Raw genomic sequence first — 19338 nt, forward strand, 5'->3', positions numbered from 1 at the left:
TCAGCCGATGTGCTCCGGGTCCCGCCGGGGCCGGGTCCCGGCCGGGCCAGCCAGGCCGAGCCGGTCGAGGAACCGCTGGAGCGTGAAGGCCGCCATGCCGAGGGCGACGGCGTTGCCCGAGACCTGCGAGGGCTCGACGGTCAGCGCGGACAGGGAGCCGGGCATCACATGACGGGGGAGCTCCTCGCACACGGCCGGCACGAGCCATTCGGCGAGGGCGTGGGACGCCCAGCCGGTGAGCGTCACATGGGGGATGTTGAGCAGGTTGACCAGGTCACCGATGGCCGCGGCGAGATAACGCGAGGTACGCAGGGCCAGCGCGGACAGCGCCGGATCGTCCGCGGCGAGGCCGTCGGCGACCGCCGCCACGAAGTCCCGCTGACCGGACCGCCGTAGCGCGGGATGCCGCGGATCGATCTCGGTGAGCGTGGCGCGCAGGCCGGGGGCGCCGACGTACGCCTCGACGCAGCCGCGCCGACCGCAGCGGCACTGTCTGCCGTCCAACTGCAGCAGTGTGTGGCCCCATTCACCGGCGTTGTTGGTGGTCCCGCGGATCAGCGACCCGTCGACGGCGACACCCGCGCCGACGCCGGTGCCGAGGTTGATGACGGCCATGCTGTCCACGACGCTGCCGACGCCGAACCACATCTCGGACAGGACGACCGCCTTGAGCGGATTGTCGACGTACACCGGGACCGGGAGGACTTTCTCCAGCATCTTCTCGACGGGAACGTCGTGCCAGTCCCAGTTGGGCGCGAAGACCGAGACACCGGCGTCCGGATGGACATGTCCCGGCATGCTGACCCCGACGCCGATGACGCGCTCACGGTCGAGGCCGCCGGCTCCGACAGCGGTCCCGACGGCGCGGACGATCCCGTCGATGACGTAGCCGGGGTCGTTCTCCTCCTCGTCCAGAGCGACCTCGCCGTGGCCGAGCACGCCGAGCGCGAGGTCGTACAGCGTGGCGTCGACGTATGTCTCGGCCACGTCGACGCCCACGATGCGGCCGCGGTCCGGGTCGATGGTGAGCCGCTCCTGCGGACGGCCCCCGGTGTTGCGCTCCACGCTCGCGATCCGCAGGACGGCCTCGGCCAGGAACTCGGTGACCAGGGTCGCCACGGTCGCCGGACTGAGTCCCGTGTGCCGGGCGAGTTCCTGGCGGGTGGACGGCCCGAGTTCGAACAAAGCTTGTAGAACCTTGAAGCGGTTCTCGCTGCGAAGATCTCGAGCCGTGTGCCGCGCCACCATGCTCCCTCAGTCGTCGGATGACTCCAGCCACAGCGTACGGAGCTCCGGCTCGCCCGGTCCGGCCGAGCCCTTCACCAGCAGGGTGAGTCCGGGCCATCCAGCCGGGATCCATAGTATGTTCGAATCCCCGCCGGAGAACTCCGGCCGGTCGCCGACCCAGACCCGGCCCACGCACTCCCCGGCGGCCCATCCGGTCACCCGGATCTGCGACCCCTCGGCCCGCACCAGACGGCCGTGCTCGGACGCCGGCAGGTCGACGTCGAGCCACACCTCTTCCCCCGGTTCCAGGGCCAGCGGCAACTGGACGGCCTGCGCCTGTGCGGTGTCGGCCGCGGCGGCGAACCCGGTCAGCAGATCGTCGTCCTGGGCGGCGCACGACCAGTCCGTCACCGGCTCCAGGTCGAGCAGTTCGGCACGCAGACCGCCGCCGCTCGGGTGGTGCGGCAGCGTGACCGAGACCCGATGGGTCCCGGCGGCCAGCAGCACATAGGGGTCCTCGGCATGGACGGTCCGCGGCTCACCGCCGTCCACGCTCACCCGCAGCGGCTCGACCACACCCCGCAGGTGCAGCGCCGACGCGGTCGCCGACCCGATCCGGCGCGTATAGGTGACGGGCACGCCGACACGGGTGCTGCTCCACCCGCCGAGCACCCGCAACGGCGCCGGCCGACCTGTCCAGTGGCCCTCCACCGACCACAGGGCGGACACGTCCGTCAGCCCCCGGACCGCCCACAGCGCGCCGAGTCCCCGCAGCGCGCCGAGACGCAGGGCCGGCAAGCGCGCGTCGTCGAAGTTGGCGTGCCCCCAGATCTCCACGACGGCCTCGACGTCGACCCGGCCCGTCGTCTCGCGGACGTCGATGCGCTCGGCGGCGCCAAACCCGGCGACCGTCGGATGCGTCCGCCCGCCGATGGACAGGTCGACGATGTCCGCCGCACCGACGAGCAGCAGCTCGTCGACACCGGTCAGATCGGCCGTCGACCGGTAGGCCCCACGCCCTCGGTACACACCCAACGCCTCCAGTGGCGGCGGCAGTTCGTGGGCCCCCGCCGACTTCTCGGGAGCCGGCGTCGACCGCCGCCGCGCCTCCCGTACGGCGACCGGTGGTGTCGTGCTCGGTGCGGACCGTGCGTCGGCCAGGTGCGCCGTGCCGTCACGGTCCGTCGCCCGCAGACGTACGGCGTCCTGCGGCGCCAGCGCGACGAGGATCAGCCCCTCGGCCGCCACCCGCTCGGGCACACCGGCCCCCGGTGCCGGGATCTCGACCCGCGTGTCCCCGAGGACGACGGTGACCGGCACCTCGGAGGAGAACGTCAGTACGCCGTCCTTCGCGGCGACGAGATCCGCCGACGCGAGGCCGAGCGTCCCGTCGTGACCCCACGGCTGGAGGGGCACGTCGACCAGCATCAGCGGACACGAGTCCGGGGCGACGGCGACGGGCACACCGTTCACAACGGCCGTGCCGGAAGCGCTGCCCAGATGGGGCACGGCGATCAACTGGCCGCCCCCGTCCAGGTCCAGGGCGGACGGCGACGAACTCGTCGGGAAGTCCGCCGACACCGGCACCCGGGGCAACGCCGAGGTGGCCAGGGCGAGTTGAGGACCCAGGGTGTCGATCACCCGCGCCAGCAACTGCGCTTGAGCGTACTCGGGACGTTCGGATCCGGTGGAGGAGACGTAGCCGCCGAAGTCGTATCCGTGACTCATGAAGTTGCCGGGGTCGCCCCAGTTCCCCGTGGACGGCGTGTACCCGAAGTTCCAGCCGGACGACTGGAGATAGGGCGCGATCAACGAGGCGCCGCTCGCCAGAAGGCGCCGCAGGGTGCGATGGCGCCGGTTGGTCTCGGTGATCAGCAGCGGCAGGCCGCGCTCCGCCAACACCTCGGCGTAGCGCCGGACTTCGGGTTCGATGTCCGGAGAGTCGTCGTCCGGGTAGAAGTTGCACGCCGGGACCACGCCGGGGACGTCGCCCGTCGCCCCCTCGATGTCGCCCTGACCGGAGCAGGCGATCAGCGGCACCGTGATGCCGTGGCGGACGGCCTGGTCGCGCAGGGCCGTGACATACCCGGTGCGGTCCTCGCAGTCGAAGAAGTCCAGTTCGTTCTCCAACTGCACCATCACGACAGGTCCGTCGGCCGGGTACTGGCGCTCGGCCAGCAGCGGCAGCACCTGGTCGAACCAGGCGGTGACCTGGGCGAGGTAGCGCGGCTCGTGCTGCCGTACGCGCAGGTCGGGGTCGAGGCGCAGCCAGGCCGGCAGCGCACCGCCGTCCCACTCCGAGCAGATGTAGGGACCGGGCCGAGCGATGACGTACAGCCCGGCCTCCTGCGCGAGGTCCAGGAAGGCGGCGACATCGCGCCGGCCCTCGAAGTCCCAGCGGCCGGGCGCCGTCTCGTGGAAGTTCCACGGCAGATAGACGTCCACGCAGGTGTACCCGGAGGCCCGGACCTGTTCGAGCCTGGCCCGCCACTGCTCCCGCGGCAGGCGGAAGTAGAACAGCGACGCGCACAGCACGACCCGCGGGCCGCCCTCGGTGTGGATGCCCCGGGCGTCGAGGGCGACGCCGGTGCCGACTGTCGTGGGGTGGCTCACTTGACTCCCGCGCTTCCGCCGCTGATGTCCATCTCGTACAGATACCGCTGGCCCAGGTAGTAGACGGCGATCATCGGCAGCGTCAGGAGGATCGAGCCGACCATCACCAGGTTCCACGGCGGCGGCTGGCCCGCCACCGCGGTCGTGGTGATGTACTGCACGCCCAGGGCCAGCGGCATCTTCGACTCGTCGTTGAGGTAGATCAACGGCCCCATGAAGTCACCCCAGTTGTACGTCAGGGTGAAGATGCCGATCGCGATCAGCACGGGCCACAGCATCGGGAGCATGATGCGCCGGTAGATGCCGAAGAACCCGAGCCCGTCCACCATGGCCGCCTCGTCGAGCTCGCTGGGCAGCCGGGAGACGAACTGCCGTACCAGGAAGACGTTGAAGGCGTTGGAGAAGAAGTTCGGCACGATCAGCGGCAGATAGGTGTTCACCCAGCCCAGGTCCTTGAACAGGATGAACTGCGGGATCATCGTGATCTGCGTCGGGATCATCATCGTGGCGATGACGACCAGGAACATCACATTCTTGCCGGGAGCCCTCAGACGTGCGAAGGCGTAGCCGACCAGGCCGCTGGAGACCATCTGGCCGATGACCGAACCCAGCGAGATCAGCAGCGAGTTGACCAGGAACCGGCCCATCGGCAGATCGCTGCTGAAGACCCTCGTGAAGTTCCGCCACTCGAACTCGTGCGGAAGGATCGAGAACGTGTTGGTGGTGACCGTGTGGTCGCTCGACAGCGCGATCGACACGGCGAACACCAGCGGGACCGAGAGGACCGCCGACACGATGATCAGGGTCGCGTAGGTGAACGGCGTCGCCCTGAAGACCTTCAGGACGCGGCGCGAACCGCCCGGCCGCTCCTCGTCCTTGGAGGCGTGGCCGCCCTGCTGCGGTGCGACGGGGGGTGCGAGGGTCGCCATCACTTCACCTCGGTCTCGTAGAACACCCAGCGGCGGGTGGTGCGGAAGGCCACCAGGGTGAACACCAGGATCACGGCGAACAGCAGCCAGGAGATCGCCGAGGCGTAGCCCATGTGGTAGTAGGAGAAGGCCTGGTCGAAGAGGAAGGGCACCGTGGTCTGGCTGGCGTTGTAGGTGCCGGGCTGGGAGGACTTCGGGGTGAGGATGTACACCTGCGAGAAGACCTGGAACGCCGCGATCAGTCCCATCACCAGGTTGAAGAAGATGACCGGGGTGAGCTGCGGGAACGTGATGCTCCAGAACTGCCGCACCGGTCCCGCGCCGTCGATCTCGGCCGCCTCGTACAGCTCCCGCGGAATGCCCTTCATGGCGGCCAGCAGCAGGACGGTCGCGCTGCCGGCGCCCCACAAGGACAGCAGGATCAGCGCGTACTTCACCCAGGACGGGTCGAGGAGCCACTGCGGCCCCTTGATCCCGACCCAGCCGAGGATGTCGTTGAGCGGACCCGAGGGGGCGAGCACCACCCGGAAGGCCAGCGACGCGGCGACCAGGGGGACCAGTGTCGGAAGGTAGATCAGGGTGCGGAACAGTTTGCGCGCCCGGACCTGCTTGTTGAGCAGGTTCGCCAGCCACAGGCCGGCCAGCAGTCCCAGCGGCACGGAGACCGCCGCGTAGAAGAGGGTGTTCCCGAGGGCCTTCCAGAAGACGGGATCCTCGGTGAGCAGCTTGGTGTAGTTGTCCAGGCCGACCCACTTGGGCGGGGTGAAGGAGTCCCAGTCCGTCATCGAGAAGTAGATCGACGAGATCATCGGCCCGAGCAGGAACGCGAGGAAGCCGATCACCCAGGGCGAGACGAACAGGTAGAACGAGAGCGCCTCACGGCGCCGCATCCGCGACATTGCCATGGCCGGTCATCCCGCGGACTTGACGATGGATTCCAGGCTCTTCTGGAGGGCGGTGAGCACCTTCTTGGCGCTCTTCTCCTTGCCGAGCCAGAAGTCGGCGGTCGTGGTGTCGATGGCCGCCTGCATCTCGTTCCACTCGGGGATGAACGGCGCCTTGAACAGGAACTCGCTGGACTCCGCGAACACACCCATGCTCAGCGGGGTCTTCATCCAGGCCGGCTTGAGGAACGCCTCGCTCTTCTGCACCTCGATGTTGGCCGGTACGTCCTCGGCGGTGGCGATGATCTGCTGCTGGGGCTCCGGCGAGGTGAGGAAGTCGATCGCCTTGAAGGCGTTCTCCGGGTTCTTCGCGGTACGGGAGATGGCGAGACCGCTGCCGAAGGAGGACACGGCCTGCTTCTTGCCGCGCCACATCGGGGCGATGTCCCACTCGAACGTCGACTTCGCCTGGCCGGCGATGGCCCAGAAGCCGGTGGTGTCCACCGCGACCTTGCCGGCCGCGAAGGCCTGGTCGCCGCCGACGTCCGTGCCCATGTCGGCGTACTCCGCCTTGGACGGTGTCACGCCGTGCTTGAAGAGCAGGTCGCCCGCCCACTGCAGGGCCTCGACGACCTCGTCGCTGTCAGCCGTCGGCTTCCCGTCGGCGTCGATGATCGCGCCGCCGTTCTGGTACGCGAAGCTCCACCACACCGGCCACCAGCCCGCGCCCGCGTACCCCCAGGTCTTGCCCTTCTCGGTCAGCTCCTTGAAGGCGTCGAGGGCGTCGTCCCAGGTCCATTCCGCGGTGGGGGCCTTGATGCCCTTCTTCTCGAACAGCGTCTTGTTGTAGTACATGATCATCGCGCCGGAGCGGTCCGGTACCGCGTAGACCTTGTCCTCGTACGAGTACAGCGAGCCGATCGTCCCGAACCGCTGTGTCAGGTCAAGACCCGCGCTCTTGGCCAGGTCGTCCAGCGGCCGGAGCTGGTTCTTGCTGGAGTAGACGTTGACGTTCTCCGCGACCTGCATGATGTCGGGGCCGCTGCCGCCCGCGATCATCGTCTGCACCTTCTGCGCGTACGAGTCCGACGGGATCAGCTGGAGCTTCACCTTCAGCTCGGGGTACTTCTTCACCAGCAGGTCGATGCGCTTCTGGTAGGCCGCCCGGTCGGTCTCGCCACCCCACACCGTCATCACCAGCGGGCCGTCACCCGAACCGCTGCCGGAGCCGCACGCCGTCAGCGTGATCACTCCCGCCGCGACTCCCAGACCCAGAAAACCCCGACGAGAGAACTGCGCTCGGTCAAGCGTCATGGCATTGCCCTTCCTTGAGACATGCACACGCCCTGGAGGTCGCCCGGGTGATCAGGCCGGACTTCGAATGGCGGTTAAACTAACCGTCGTTTTAACCGGGGTACAAGACCTTGTTTCCTGTGGGTTTCCGGGGGCCGGTGGGGCGGGTGAGGTCGCAAAAGCAGGCATCACGGCTGTACGTGCAGGTGGGGGCCGCGGCGAGCAGATACCGGCCGACCACATCGTGTCCGTCCCTTGACATGGACGTGACCTGCGAGAGTCCGACGGAGAAACGTCGGGCCCTCCCCGGAGTACGCGGGGAGGGCCCGGACGGTGAAGCTCCGCCTGTCAGGTCAGCCGGAGTTCCAGGACGGTGACGGACAGCGGCGGCAAGGTGCTGGTGAACGTCGGCGCCGCGCCGGTGACGGTGCGCGTCCTGGGCGCCAGTGCGGCGGGGTCGGTCAGCGTGTTCGTGGCGGTTCGCGAGGGGCCGGTCAGGACGGTGGCGGTGGCGTTCTTCCTGACTCCCCTGGCCAGGCCCTTCAACTCGACCGGCACATCCACCTTCTCCGTCCCGCAGTTGACGACCGCGAGGTAGAGACGGTTCCCGGCGCGGGTGGCGACCGTGGCGACGGCGGGCAGCGCACGCGCGGTGGCCGGCAGCACGGTGTCGCCCGACCTGCTCGTCAGCATCTGCTGCGCCCAATAACTGGGTGAGACATAACTGGTGAGGTTGTCGTAGGCGATCAGGTTGGTCGCCCAGACGTTGTTCTTGACGTGGGAGAAGAGCGGGGCGTAGCACTCCATGAGGACCTGGTCGGAGTTGCGGATCAGCCCGGCCAGCCAGGCGGCGTCGCCCAGCGCGGCGTTGAGGTCGGGTGTGGGACGGCCTTCCTGCGCGGCCCACTCACCGACGAAGACCTTGGTCGAACCACGGTCCCGGTTGTCGTACTTGTGGGTGGAGGCCTGGGCGGCGGACGGGGCGAGGTAGTAGTGCTCGTCGATCAGGTCCGGCGTACGGCTCGTCACGGACGTCGTGGCGATCAGTTTCAGCTGGGGGTGCTTCGCCTTGATCGCGTCGTAGAAGGCCGTGAACCGCTCGTCGTAGGACCCCGAGGAGTCGAACCAGTCCTCGTTGCCGATCTCCACGAACTCCAGCGGGAACGGCTTCGGGTGTCCGTCGGCGGCCCGCTTCGCACCCCAGGTGCTGGTCACGGGGCCGGTGACGTACTCGATCTCGTCGAGCGCGTCCTGGACGAACGGCTCGAGGGCGGCGCCGGTGACGTGCTCGCCCTTCAGCGTGTAACCGGCGAACACGGCGAGGACCGGCTGGGCGTGCAGGTCCTCCACCCACTGCAGGTACTCGAGGAGTCCGAGCCCGTCCGTGGACCAGTAACCCCAGGCGTCGTCCATGTGACCGGGCCGCTCCCAGACCGGACCGATGGTGTTCTTCCAGTTGAAACGTGTCGCGATGGTGTTGCCCTCAAGGAAGTTCCCGCCGGGGAAGCGCAGGAACTTCGGCTTCAGGGCGACCAGTTTCTCCATCAGGTCGACGCGCAGGCCGTTCGGGCGGTGGTTGTAGGTGGGCGGGAAGAGCGACACATGCTGGAGCCACAGGGTCTCGCCCCCGGCGGTGGGGTCGGTGGTGGTGACCGTCAGTCGCGCGTCGCCGGTCACGGGTGCGCCCGAACCGGTGCGCAGGGTCAGCTCGAAGGGGCGGTCGGCGAAGGCGGTGCCGATGTGAGGCACCCTCGCCGACGCGTACACGGTCGCGCCGTCCGCCGACTCGAGCGCCACCGTGAGCGGACCGATACGTCGCGACGCCTTCGCGAACAGGCGGGCGGTATAGGTGGTCCGGGGGCGCACGGGTATGCCCCAGAACCCGTCGTTGGCCACGCCTGCCCGGTGGCCGGCCCCGGTGCCGCTCGGCAGCACGACCTTGAGGGAGCGGGTGAGGACCTTGTTGAGGGGCGTGGCGGTGTCGAGCGCCAGGGCCGTCCCACCGACGGCGGACCAGTGGACGGGCGAGCTGTCGTCGGCCATCATCGAGCGGTTCTGCACCAGTTCGGCGTAGATGCCGCCCTCGCCGGAGTGGTTGATGTCCTCGAACATCAGGCCGGGGAGGATCGGAGACACCGCGTGTGCGGGGTGCGCGACGTCCACGCTCAGCAGTGGTGTCGTGGTCTCCACCGGCACCCCGGCCAGCGTCGCGACCTGGTCGGCGGTCAGGGCGGTCGGGAACATCCACACGTCGTCGATCAGGCCGTGCCACTGGTCGACGTGTCCGCCGCCGTAGAGTGCCCGGCCGATGGCGGTGTCACCGGTGCCGGCCCACCCCGCCGTGTAGTCGGCCTGGCCCTCCAGTACGCCGTTGACGTACAGGCGGGTGACACCGGCCGCGGGGTCGCTGACGCCGACCAGGTGCGTCCAGGTGCCGGTTGTGGGCGCGGAGGCGGCGGCCGCCACGGCGGCGTTCTGGGTGGCGTCCGAGTCGAGCCGGGCGAAGGCGAAGGTACCGGTGTCGTCGCGCAGTCCCAGGTAGAAGGCGCTGACGACCTTGCCGTCGATGCTGACCGCGGTCTGGTAGCCGCCCAGCTGACCGAGGTTGACCCAGGCGGCCACCGAGAACGCCTGGGAGGTGTCGACGGCGGGCCCGGAAGCGGTGGCGTCGCCGCCCGCCGTGAGGCTCAGACTGTGGGCCCCGACCTTGCCGGAGTCCCAGGCGGCCGCGCCCTCGAGCGTGGCGGTGCGGGCGTTGCCGGAGGAGTCGGCGGCGGAGGTTCCGGAGCCCTCGTCGAAACTCCAGTGCGCTGCTGCGGCGGGGAGGTCCGAGGCAGTGGCGTCAGCAGCCGTGCCGGAGCGCTCCGCGGCCAGGGCCGGGGCGGAAGCGGCGAAGGTCCCGGCGAGGGACGCGGCACCGAGGACTGTCAGAACGGTTCTGCGGGGTAGTCCGGCTTCTGAAGGCATGCGGGAGTTCCTTTGCGAGGCGGATGCGAGGCGGATCGGTCGGGACGACCGGGCAAGGGAGGAGGACGATCGTGTGAGCAGAGGCCGTGGGGGCGCCGGTCCTCTGGTCAGGGGGCGATGTCCCACTGCTGGCAGGTGTTGTCGAGCTGCTGCCACTGGCGGACCGCGGTGCCGTTGGCCGTTCCGCAGTTCGCCACGTCCAGCGTCATGCCCGTGTTGACGTTGGTGAGGGTGTAGTGGCTGCCGGCCCTGGTGACGTCCCATTGCTGACACGTGTTGCCGAGGGAGGCCCACAACTGGACGGCTGTGCCGTTGCTCTGCGCGCAGTTCTTGTCGTCCAGGACCGTGCCGCTGTTGACGTTGGTGACGGTGTAGTGGCCGTTGCCCGCGCTCGCGAACTTCCACTGCTGGCAGGTGTTGCCGAGCGAGGCCCACAGGTCGATCGAAGTCCCGTTGGCGGTACCGCAGTTCACCGCGTCCAACACCTTGCCGGAGTTGGTGTTGGTCAGGCGGTAGGCGGTGCCGGCGACGGGGAAGGACGCGGCCGGGGTGGTGTAGCCGACGGAGGTGATGTTGGCCTGCACGGCGTTGTCGGCGGCGTCGGTCGGGTAGCCGGAGGTCATGACGCCCTCGAAGAAGGAGCCGTCGGATCCGTTGCTGTTGTCACCGCCGGTGCCGAGGACGATGGCGCCCTCCAGGTGCATCGGGGTGTATCCGCCGAGGTTGGGGAGGGCCCCGTTGTACCAGGTCGTCAGCGAGCCCGACTGCGCGTTGCCGCCCTTGATCGCGTAGGTCGTCGTACCGTTGTTCTTCTCCAGGGCGGTGACGAACTCACTGGAGTTGCCCTTGTTGTTCGAGTTGGCTCCGTTCCCTCCGAAGAACAGCCCGTTCTCCAGGTCGGCCTCGACCCAGGGGCCCGATCCGGCGCCGGAGCAGGAGAACCAGCACTCCGTACCGAAGTTGATCGCGTCCATGTGGCCGTTGCCGGTGTCGTTGCCGGACGTCTCGGCGTTGCCGTAGTCGAAGCAGCAGCGGTTGTTCACGTGGTGGCCGCTGGTCACCATGTACGCGCCCTCGGGGGAGCTGCCGGTGGCGACGCCCGTGGTGCTGTTGTCGCGGTAGCCCACGCCGGCGGACACGAAGACGCCGTACGCCGCGTGGCCGCCGACCGTGACCGGGAGGGCGTTGGCGATCGCGCCGACGTCCTGTCCGCCGTTGCCGCCGGGCCCCTCGATGGTCAGGTCGTTGTGGTGGGAGCTCTGGTCGTAGATCTTGGTGATGACGCAGGTCGTGCCGGAGCAGAAGGAGTCCTGTGCCGCGGCGTTGGCGTAGCCGCCGGCACTGAGTACGCCGATGTCGGTGGTGGCGGAGTCCGAGGCGCGCTTGACCTGGTAAAGAGAGCCGTTGTAACTGCCGTAGAGCGCCCGCGTGGTGCTGTGCGCCGCCGCGCACGGGGTCCCCGCGGAGGCGTAGATGTCGCAGGGCAGGGTTGACGCGGCCTGGGCCGTGCCCGCGACGCCGACGATCCCGGCCAGGATGCCCGCGACGAGGGTGAGGACCGCCCCCAATGTCAGCAGGAGCCCTCGTGGACGCCGGTCTGTCACTCGACCTTTCACGGTGAACCTCTTCCGTCATTCATTGTGAGCGCTAACATCCCCGGCCCTCGGGTGCCGTCGCTCGCTCGGTCCGAGCTCATGGGGGAGGGCGGTGGGGGTGGGCCGGACCGAGTGCTGCTCAGGTCGAGCGGTGTTGCCGAGAGCTTCGCCGCAGTTGGGAGCGGCGACTCGGTCCGGACTGAGGACTTGTGCGCATGCCGTTCTCGCGTGGTGGGGGAGCGAACGGCTGGTCTCGCGACCCCGCTCTTTTTACGGCGGTATGAATGCCCGGTCAACACTGTCGAACAGTCAAGAGTGCGGAAACAAAAGCTGTGCAGTCTGTTTACCCGGGGTCGCGGCCGGGCCGCACGGGATCCTCCGATGAGCGATATGGCCAGGTCGGAGGGGACTTTGCGGTGTGCGGATTGTTGCCGGATTGCGAAATGGCGGGGCCCGAACAGCCTTGACCCCCGCGGAATGTGTGCGTTAACAATTCGTCACGGCGTGCCGCTCCCACCGGAAATGCGCGCTCCATCCACAGATTGACGGCACGTCAGGAGTTGGGGCATGGACGCGGATCGCGCACCGGTGATGGCGGACGTGGCCCGGCTCGCGGGCGTCTCGCACCAGACCGTTTCGCGGGTCCTCAACGACCACCCCAACGTGCGGACCGTCACCCGGGACCGGGTGCTCGCCGCGGTCCGTGAACTCGGCTACCGCCCCAACGCCGCCGCCCGCACCCTGGCGACCCGCCGCACCCGCACCCTGGGCGTGATCAGCTTCAACACCACGCTGTACGGACCGGCTTGCATGCTCTACGGCATCGAGCAGGCGGCCAGACAGCACGACTACTTCGTCACCGTGGCCGCTGTCGGCACGCTCGACCGGCGGTCGGTACTGGACGCCGTCGACCGGCTCCGGGACCAGGGCGTCGAGGGAATCATCGTGATCGCCCCGCAGACCGCCGCGATCGGGGCGATCGGGGCGCCGGCGAACGTACCGGCGGACGTGCCCCTGGTCGCGGTCGGCTGCGGCACCCACAGCGCACTGGCTTCGGTCGCCGTGGACAACGAGGCGGGCGCACAACTCGCCACCAACTACCTGCTCGACCTCGGCCATCGCACGGTGCACCACCTGGCCGGGCCGCGTTCCTGGCTCGACGCGCAGGAGCGCGAGACCGGATGGCGCAACACCCTGGAGAAACGGGGAGCCCTGGTGGCCGAACCGCTCGTCGGCGCGGACTGGACGGTCCGCACCGGATACGAGCTCGGCAGACGGATCGGCGCCGACCCCGCCGTCACGGCGGTCTTCAGCGCCAACGACCACATGGCCCTCGGCCTGCTGCGGGCCCTGCAACAGGCCGGACTCCGGGTCCCCGAGGACATCAGCGTCGTCGGCTTCGACGACATGCCGGAGACCGAGTACTTCGGACCGTCGCTGACCAGCGTCCGCCAGGACTTCGACGAACTCGGGCGGCGCGCCCTGCGCATGCTGATCGAGATCGTCGGCGACCCCGGTGCGCGGCTCCCGGCCGCCGACGAGACACCTCACATCGTCATCCCACCCACGCTCGTGGTGCGAACCTCGGCCACCCGCCCCGACCCTGAAAGAGGGAGTCCGGCATGGGCTGCCATCGGTCACTCCGAGCGCCGCCACCGTCGAATGTGATCACAGCAACGTCGTACACCCCCTTTCCGGGGGCCCGCCACCAGCCTCAACTCGGCTGACATGCGGAGCAGTTGACCTATGGTCCTGGCTCCCCGTCAGACAATCCCGCATCGCCGTCCGCGATCACCACGGCGACGACCCCCTCCTGAGCCGCACACCGCTCCGGAGCGGACCTCACGCATTCCCGGCCCCGGCCCCGGACGCACCGGTACGCCTCGGCCGGTCCCCGATCCCGTCATCCCCGATCCGCCCACACCTGCTTCCGGCCGTGGGCTCCGCCACTTCGACACGCCCAGAAGGACGCTGATCAGCAATGCTCCGTAGCAGAAGGTCCCGCACCATCGTCGCCGCGACCGCGGTGCTCATCTCGCTCACCGCCGCGGGCTGCTCAAAGAACGCCAACGGCAGTTCCTCCGCCGCCGATTCGAACTCGGCGGGCTCCAGCGCCGCCCCGGTCGCCCTGGCCGGTTCGGTCACCTTCAACCAGACGAACCTCGCCAAGCTCGACGCGGCGCTGAAGTCCGCCCTGTCCGGCAAGGACCTGTCCAAGGTCGATATCGCGATGGTGGTGAACGTCGCCGCCGACTACTGGAAGGCCGGTCAGGTCGGCTTCCTCAAGGGCTGCTCCGACCTCGGCGTCGCAAAGAGCAAGTGCACCTACTTCGCCCCGCCGGGCGGCAAGCTGACCGAGCAGAACTCGGAGCTGGAGACGCTACGTTCGCAGGGCGTCACCGGTTACTCGATCTCGGCGATCGACCCGACCTCGGCCGCGGGAACCATCCACACCGACGTCCACAAGGGCATCGGCGTTCTGGCGATCGACTCGCCGCTGCCCGGCACCGACGCCGCCTCGCTGTACCTGGGCACCCCGAACTACACCGCCGGCTTCCAGGCGGGCACCGCCATGAAGCAGGTGCTCGGCGGCAAGGGCAAGGTGGCCATCCTGGTCGGCTCGCTCACCGCCTCCAACGCCACCCAGCGCATCGCGGGCTTCGAGGCCGCACTCAAGGGCACCAAGATCACCGTCGCGCAGAAGGTCAACGACAACCTCCAGGCCAGTACGGCGACTTCGGACGCGGAGACCATCCTCGCCAACAACCCGGACGTCAACGGCCTCTACGGCGTCTACTCCTACGACGGTCCCGCGCTGGCCCAGGCCGTGACCTCGGCCGGCAAGACGGCTTCCGTGCACATCGTGTCCGACGACTCCGACGCCCAGACGCTGAAGTTCATCAAGTCCGGCGTGATCTCCGGCACCGTCGTGCAGATGCCGTACCAGCAGGGCTACACCGGGGCGTACATCCTGGCCGCGGAGAAGGTGCTGGGCAAGGACAGGACGATGGCGATCGTCAAGCCGTACCTGGAGAAGGACGGTTCGACCCTGAGCTCCGGCGTGGGCCTGGTCACCAAGTCCGACCTGAGCGCCTACCAGTCCCTCGAGTCACAGCTCGGGATCGGCTGAGGATGACGGCCACGAAGAACACCCCGAGCCGCGCGATCACCGCGCGGCTACGGGGAGTCCACAAGTCCTACGGTCCCGTACGCGTCCTGGACCTGCCCGAACTCGACCTGTACGCCGGGCAGGTGGTCGGCGTGGTCGGCGAGAACGGCGCCGGGAAGTCCACGCTGATGGGCACCCTGGCCGGATCGGTCCACCGGGACGGTGGCGAGATCCTGATCGGCGGCGAACCCCTTGCCGCGGGCTCGACCGAGGCGGCCGGGCAGCTCGGTGTCGCCATGGTCTCCCAGGAGTTCCCGCTGGTCGGACAGCTCTCGGTGGCCGAGAACCTGCTGCTGGGGCGCCGCCCGCGCGCGTCGAAGCGCCGGTTCCTGGTGGACCGGGCGGCGCAACGCACCGAGGCCGAGGCCATGCTGGCGGAGATCGGACTGTCCGCCACGACGATCCCGGTGAGCAGGGACGTACGCACCCTTCCGGTGCCGACCCGGCAGATGATCGAGATCGCCAAGGCCTGGGGCCGCGAGCCAAAACTGCTCATCCTGGACGAGCCGACCTCGTCCCTGGGTCCCGTCGAGGCCGCGATGGTGCTCGGCCTCGCCCGGCAACTCGCCGCACGCGGCGGCACGGTGCTGTTCATCGGGCACCGACTCGACGAGGTGCGGGACATCAGCGACCGCGTCCTGGTGCTGCGCAACGGGAGGCTGGTGGCCGACCTGGAACCGGCCGAGGCCACCGAGGACCGGCTGATCCGGGAGATGGTCGGCGGCGAGGTCGCGCAGGGCGAGCCGAAGGCGCCGCCGGCGACGAGCCCGGTCCTGCTCCAGGTCGAGGGCCTGACCGCGGACGGTCTCGGACCCGTCGACCTGGAGGTACGCGAGGGCGAGATCCTCGGCGTGGCCGGGCTGATGGGCTCGGGCCGCAGCCGCCTGGTCCACACCATCGCCGGCGCACAGCCCTCCACGGGCGGCCGGATGCGGCTGGGCGGCGAGTCCTACCGACCGCGAGGCGCCGGGGACGGCGTGGCGGCCGGGATCGCGCTGATCCCCGAGGACCGAAAGGAACAGTCCCTGGTGCTGTTCGCGTCGATCCGGGCGAACGTCCTCGTCTCGGTGCTCAGACGGATCAGCACACGGGGCCTGCTCGGGCCGGGCCGGGAACGCGCCGAAGCACGGAAGATCACCGAGAACGTCAACGTGCGGATGCAGTCGGTGGAGCAGCCGATCGGGTCGCTGTCCGGCGGCAACCAGCAGCGTGCCATCTTCGGTCGGGCGTTCGCCGCCGAACCGCGTCTGCTGCTGCTCGACGAGCCGACCCGCGGTGTGGACGTCGGCGCGAAGGCGGAGATCTACAAGCTGATCGACCGGGCGGCGGAGCAGGGCATGGCGCTGGTGGTCGCCTCCTCCGAGCTGGAGGAACTGCTGTGGATCTGCCACCGCATCGCGGTGATGAACCACGGGCGGGTGGCCACGGTCATCGACCGGGCCGACGCCACCAAGGAACGGATCATGACGGCCGCCGCCGGCACCGCTCCTCTTGAGACACACCCAGTGACGAACGGAGCCACAGCATGAGCGCGCAGAGCACGCTCGTCCCGAACGAGGTCGCGCCGCCGTCCCGTTCGGCGGTGAAGACCCTCGCCCGCAGACTCGCCGCCTCCCCGGAGGCCGGCGTGATCATCGCCTGCGTGGTGGTGTTCGTGTCGATCGCCGCCAACGCGGAGACCTACACGGCGGTGGGCAACCTCCAGGTGATGGGCCGCGACCTCTCCCAGGTCGGCATCCTCGCGATCGGCGAATCCCTGGTCATCCTGACGGGCGGCATCGACCTGTCCGTGGGCGCGCTGGCCGGTCTGGCCGGCATCCTGGCCGGCTGGATGAACGTCAACGAGGGTCTGCCCGCGCCCGTCGCGATCCTGCTCACACTGGTGATCACCGCCTGCGTCGGCCTGTGGCACGGCGTCATGGTCACCCGCCTGAACGTGCCCCCCTTCGTGATCACACTGGTCACCTACACCGTCGCCCAGGGCACGGCGCTCGCGATCACCAGTGGCTCACCCATCAACAACCTCGACCCCCTGTTCAGCAACCTGAGCCAGTACTACGTCGGTGAAGTGCCGGTCCCCGCACTGTTCTTCGTCGGCGCGGCCGCCGTCGCCTGGTTCGTGCTGGAGCGCACCTACGTGGGCCGGCAGATCTACGCGGTCGGCGGCAACAGGGAGGCCGCCCGGCTCGCCGGAATCCCGACCGCCCGCCGGATCACTTCTACCTACATCGCCAGCGCCGCGCTGGCCGGTGTGGTCGGCATCCTGGTGATCGGCCGTATGAACGTGGCCGACCCCTCGGTCGGCGCGGGCTGGGAACTGACCGCGATCGCCGCCGCGGTGGTCGGCGGCATGTCGCTCTCCGGCGGCGAGGGCCGTATCGCCGGTATCGCGGCCGGCGCGATCCTGCTGGAGTTCATCACCAACGGTCTGCTCGCGCTCAAGGTCAGCCCGTACGACCAGCAGGTGGTGCAGGGAGCGGTCCTCGGCGTCGCCATCCTGCTCGACCGGGCACGCGCCCGCTACTTCGGCAGGAGCAGGGCTTAGCCAGGGGCAGAAGTCCACCGGGAGCCGGGTGGTCACGTCGGCCGCCCCCCCCGACCGCGTCACCACACCGGTCGCCGAGTGCAGGCAGCCTCGACCCCGGTGCCACGGCGGGCGCCGCACCTGTCGGCCCGCCCATGGCCCGGTCCGGGTCACTCGACCAACGCCGCCCGCACACACAGCACATCCGGCAGATGGGAGGCCAACTGCCGCCAGCTGTCGCCGTCGTCGGCCGAGGCGTACACCTCGCCGTTGCGGTTGCCGAAGTAGACGCCGGCCGGGTCCGCGTCGTCCGTGCACATCGCGTCCCGCAGCACCGTGCCGTAGTGGTCCTCCTGCGGCAGCCCGGCGGTGAGCGGCTCCCAGCTCCTGCCCGCGTCCGCCGTGCGGAAGACCCGGCATCGGCGGTCGGCGGGGACCCGGTCCGCGTCGGCGTTGATGGGGAAGACGTACGCGGTGTCACCACGGTGGGGATGCGCGACCGCCGCGAATCCGAAGGTGGAGGGCAGCCCCTCACCGATGTCCGTCCAGCGCGTCCCCGCGTCGTCACTTCTGTACACACCCCAGTGGTTCTGGAGATACAGCCGGTCCGGATCAGCCGCGTCGCGGGCGACCTTGTGCACACACTGGCCGAACTCCGGGTCCGGGTCGGGCAGGAACACCGCTGAGACACCGGAGTTGGCCGGTTCCCAGCTCTCGCCGCCGTCCTTGGTGCGGAACACCCCGGCCGTGGACACGGCCACCGTCACCGCGCGCGGATCCCGCTTGTCCGTCAGGACGGTGTGCAGGCCCTCACCGCCGCCTCCCGGCACCCACTTCGAACGGGTCGGGTGCTCCCACAGGGGCCGCACGAGCTCGAAGCTCTCCCCGCGGTCCTCGGATCGGTACAGCGCGGCCGGTTCCGTGCCCGCGTACACCACGTCCGGCTCGGCGGCCGCCGGGTGCAGCTGCCAGACCCGCTCCAGCGAGGCCTCGGTGTCCTTCGGGAACTTCACCGCGGGCCGGGCGGGCTCGGTCCAGGTGCGGCCCTGGTCGTCGGAGTGGAACACGGACGGTCCCCAGTGCGCGCTGTCGCCGCCGGCCAGCAGCCGCGGACGCGCTCCCCGGGTGTCGATCGCGACCGAGTACACGGCCTGCGCGTTGAAGTACGGGCTCTCGTCGAACTCCCAGGTGCCGCCGCGCTCACGCCCGATGAACAGACCTTTGCGCGTCCCCACGGCAAGCAGCTTTCCGGTCATGCCGATCTCCTCCGTGACGTCTTTGTCCCAGCACCGGCCAGTCTGCACCCCGGCACTGACAGTCACCTCTGGAAAGGGCTTCACCGCAGGTCAGGGCGGCGAGGGTAACGGGCCGCGGCGATCTGGGGGCGGCTTTCGAAAAGATTGCCGCGGGGCCGGCCGGCCGGTGGGACCGTCGTGACGGAGAACTCGCCGTGAGCCGTGAGCATCGGGGTCGACTCTCCCGTATGGGAGGTCGGTCCAGCATGTTCATGCGCCCGTCGCTCATGAGGAGGATGCCCTCGATGGCGTTCCGTGGTCACAAGGTCTGGCTGTGGCGGTGGCGGCGCAACCCGCTCAGACGCCGCGCCGACACCGTCGAGGCGTGGGTCGTACTCGGTGCCTGGCTGCTCACCGTGCTGGCCGGGGTGGTGGCGGGTCTGGCGGTCAGCCGGTCCGTCGAGCACCAGCTGGCACTGGAGCGCGTGGAATGGCGGCCCGTCGTGGCCCGGCTGTCCGAGCAGGCACCCGGTACGGCCGACCCGGGCACGTCGAGCGGTGAGCGGGTGTGGGGCGAGGTGGCCTGGACCGGGGCCGACGGCTCGGCTCACACGGGCCAGGTCCGCGTCGACCCCGGCAGTACGCAGGGCACCCCGGTCACCGTCTGGACCGATGCCCAGGGCCGCCTGATGACCCAGCCCGCCACCGAGGGCCAGGCTCAGATCCGTGCCGCGATGATCGGCATCCTGGTCGGCGTCAGTACGGCGGCCATTCCCTTCGTGGGCGGCCGAGTCCTCCGTGGCCGTATGGAGCGCCGCCGCCTCGACCAGTGGAACGCGGACTGGGCGTACTTCGGGCCGCTGTGGGGCGGAAGGCGGGCCGACGGGAGATAGGACCGGCGG

General features: G+C 69.6%; 13 protein-coding genes. 5 read left to right on the forward strand and 8 right to left on the reverse strand.

Annotation, left to right across the window (positions count from 1 at the left end; all coding sequences use genetic code 11):
- The 7 genes from ACFYRX_RS19260 to ACFYRX_RS19290 form a co-directional block, all read right to left on the reverse strand.
- Positions 1–1185 (reverse strand): ROK family protein, encoded by a 1185-nt coding sequence (locus tag ACFYRX_RS19260; protein WP_389101061.1) that lies wholly within the window; start codon positions 1183–1185, stop codon positions 1–3.
- Between the two features lie 69 nt (positions 1186–1254).
- Positions 1255–3840: a beta-galactosidase gene (locus ACFYRX_RS19265; protein WP_389101063.1), complete on the reverse strand. Its 2586-nt coding sequence runs from the start codon at positions 3838–3840 to the stop codon at positions 1255–1257.
- Complete coding sequence (locus tag ACFYRX_RS19270; protein WP_389101065.1) at positions 3837–4769, reverse strand: carbohydrate ABC transporter permease; 933 nt, start codon at positions 4767–4769, stop codon at positions 3837–3839. The genes ACFYRX_RS19265 and ACFYRX_RS19270 overlap by 4 nt, the downstream gene beginning before the upstream one ends.
- Entirely contained in the window at positions 4769–5674 is a 906-nt protein-coding gene (locus tag ACFYRX_RS19275; RefSeq protein ID WP_389101067.1) for a carbohydrate ABC transporter permease, read from the reverse strand. The genes ACFYRX_RS19270 and ACFYRX_RS19275 overlap by 1 nt, the downstream gene beginning before the upstream one ends.
- Positions 5675–5680: 6 nt before the next feature.
- Complete coding sequence (locus tag ACFYRX_RS19280; RefSeq protein ID WP_389101069.1) at positions 5681–6967, reverse strand: ABC transporter substrate-binding protein; 1287 nt, start codon at positions 6965–6967, stop codon at positions 5681–5683.
- Positions 6968–7294: 327 nt separating this feature from the next.
- Positions 7295–9913, reverse strand: coding sequence for a LamG-like jellyroll fold domain-containing protein (locus ACFYRX_RS19285; RefSeq protein WP_389101071.1), 2619 nt, complete (start codon positions 9911–9913; stop codon positions 7295–7297).
- Positions 9914–10020: 107 nt separating this feature from the next.
- Entirely contained in the window at positions 10021–11517 is a 1497-nt protein-coding gene (locus ACFYRX_RS19290; RefSeq protein ID WP_389101073.1) for an arabinofuranosidase catalytic domain-containing protein, read from the reverse strand.
- A 558-nt stretch (positions 11518–12075) separates the two neighbouring features.
- Here ACFYRX_RS19290 and ACFYRX_RS19295 point away from each other — a divergent pair.
- The 4 genes from ACFYRX_RS19295 (at position 12076) to ACFYRX_RS19310 (ending at position 17222) form a co-directional block, all read left to right on the forward strand.
- Positions 12076–13176, forward strand: a complete 1101-nt coding sequence (locus ACFYRX_RS19295; protein WP_389101075.1) for a substrate-binding domain-containing protein — start codon at positions 12076–12078, stop codon at positions 13174–13176.
- A gap of 313 nt (positions 13177–13489) precedes the next feature.
- Complete coding sequence (locus ACFYRX_RS19300) at positions 13490–14638, forward strand: substrate-binding domain-containing protein (RefSeq protein WP_389101077.1); 1149 nt, start codon at positions 13490–13492, stop codon at positions 14636–14638.
- 2 nt (positions 14639–14640) lie between these two features.
- Entirely contained in the window at positions 14641–16206 is a 1566-nt protein-coding gene (locus tag ACFYRX_RS19305; protein ID WP_389101079.1) for a sugar ABC transporter ATP-binding protein, read from the forward strand.
- The gene (locus ACFYRX_RS19310; RefSeq protein WP_389101081.1) at positions 16203–17222 is read left to right on the forward strand and encodes an ABC transporter permease; all 1020 of its coding nucleotides are present in this window, start codon (positions 16203–16205) and stop codon (positions 17220–17222) included. Before ACFYRX_RS19305 ends, ACFYRX_RS19310 begins: the two co-directional genes overlap by 4 nt.
- A 149-nt stretch (positions 17223–17371) precedes the next feature.
- Here ACFYRX_RS19310 and ACFYRX_RS19315 read toward each other — a convergent pair whose 3' ends face one another.
- Positions 17372–18457 (reverse strand): WD40/YVTN/BNR-like repeat-containing protein, encoded by a 1086-nt coding sequence (locus ACFYRX_RS19315; protein ID WP_389101083.1) that lies wholly within the window; start codon positions 18455–18457, stop codon positions 17372–17374.
- Between the two features lie 284 nt (positions 18458–18741).
- On the opposite strand from ACFYRX_RS19315, the gene ACFYRX_RS19320 reads away from it, so the two are divergent.
- Positions 18742–19329 carry a hypothetical protein gene (locus tag ACFYRX_RS19320; RefSeq protein WP_389101085.1) on the forward strand — a complete coding sequence of 196 codons (588 nt, stop codon included), beginning with the start codon at positions 18742–18744 and terminating at the stop codon, positions 19327–19329.
- The last annotated feature ends 9 nt before the right edge of the window (positions 19330–19338 follow it).

Origin of the sequence: Streptomyces sp. NPDC005374 (assembly GCF_042872225.1) — a bacterium.
Taxonomy (GTDB): Bacteria; Actinomycetota; Actinomycetes; order Streptomycetales; family Streptomycetaceae; genus Streptomyces.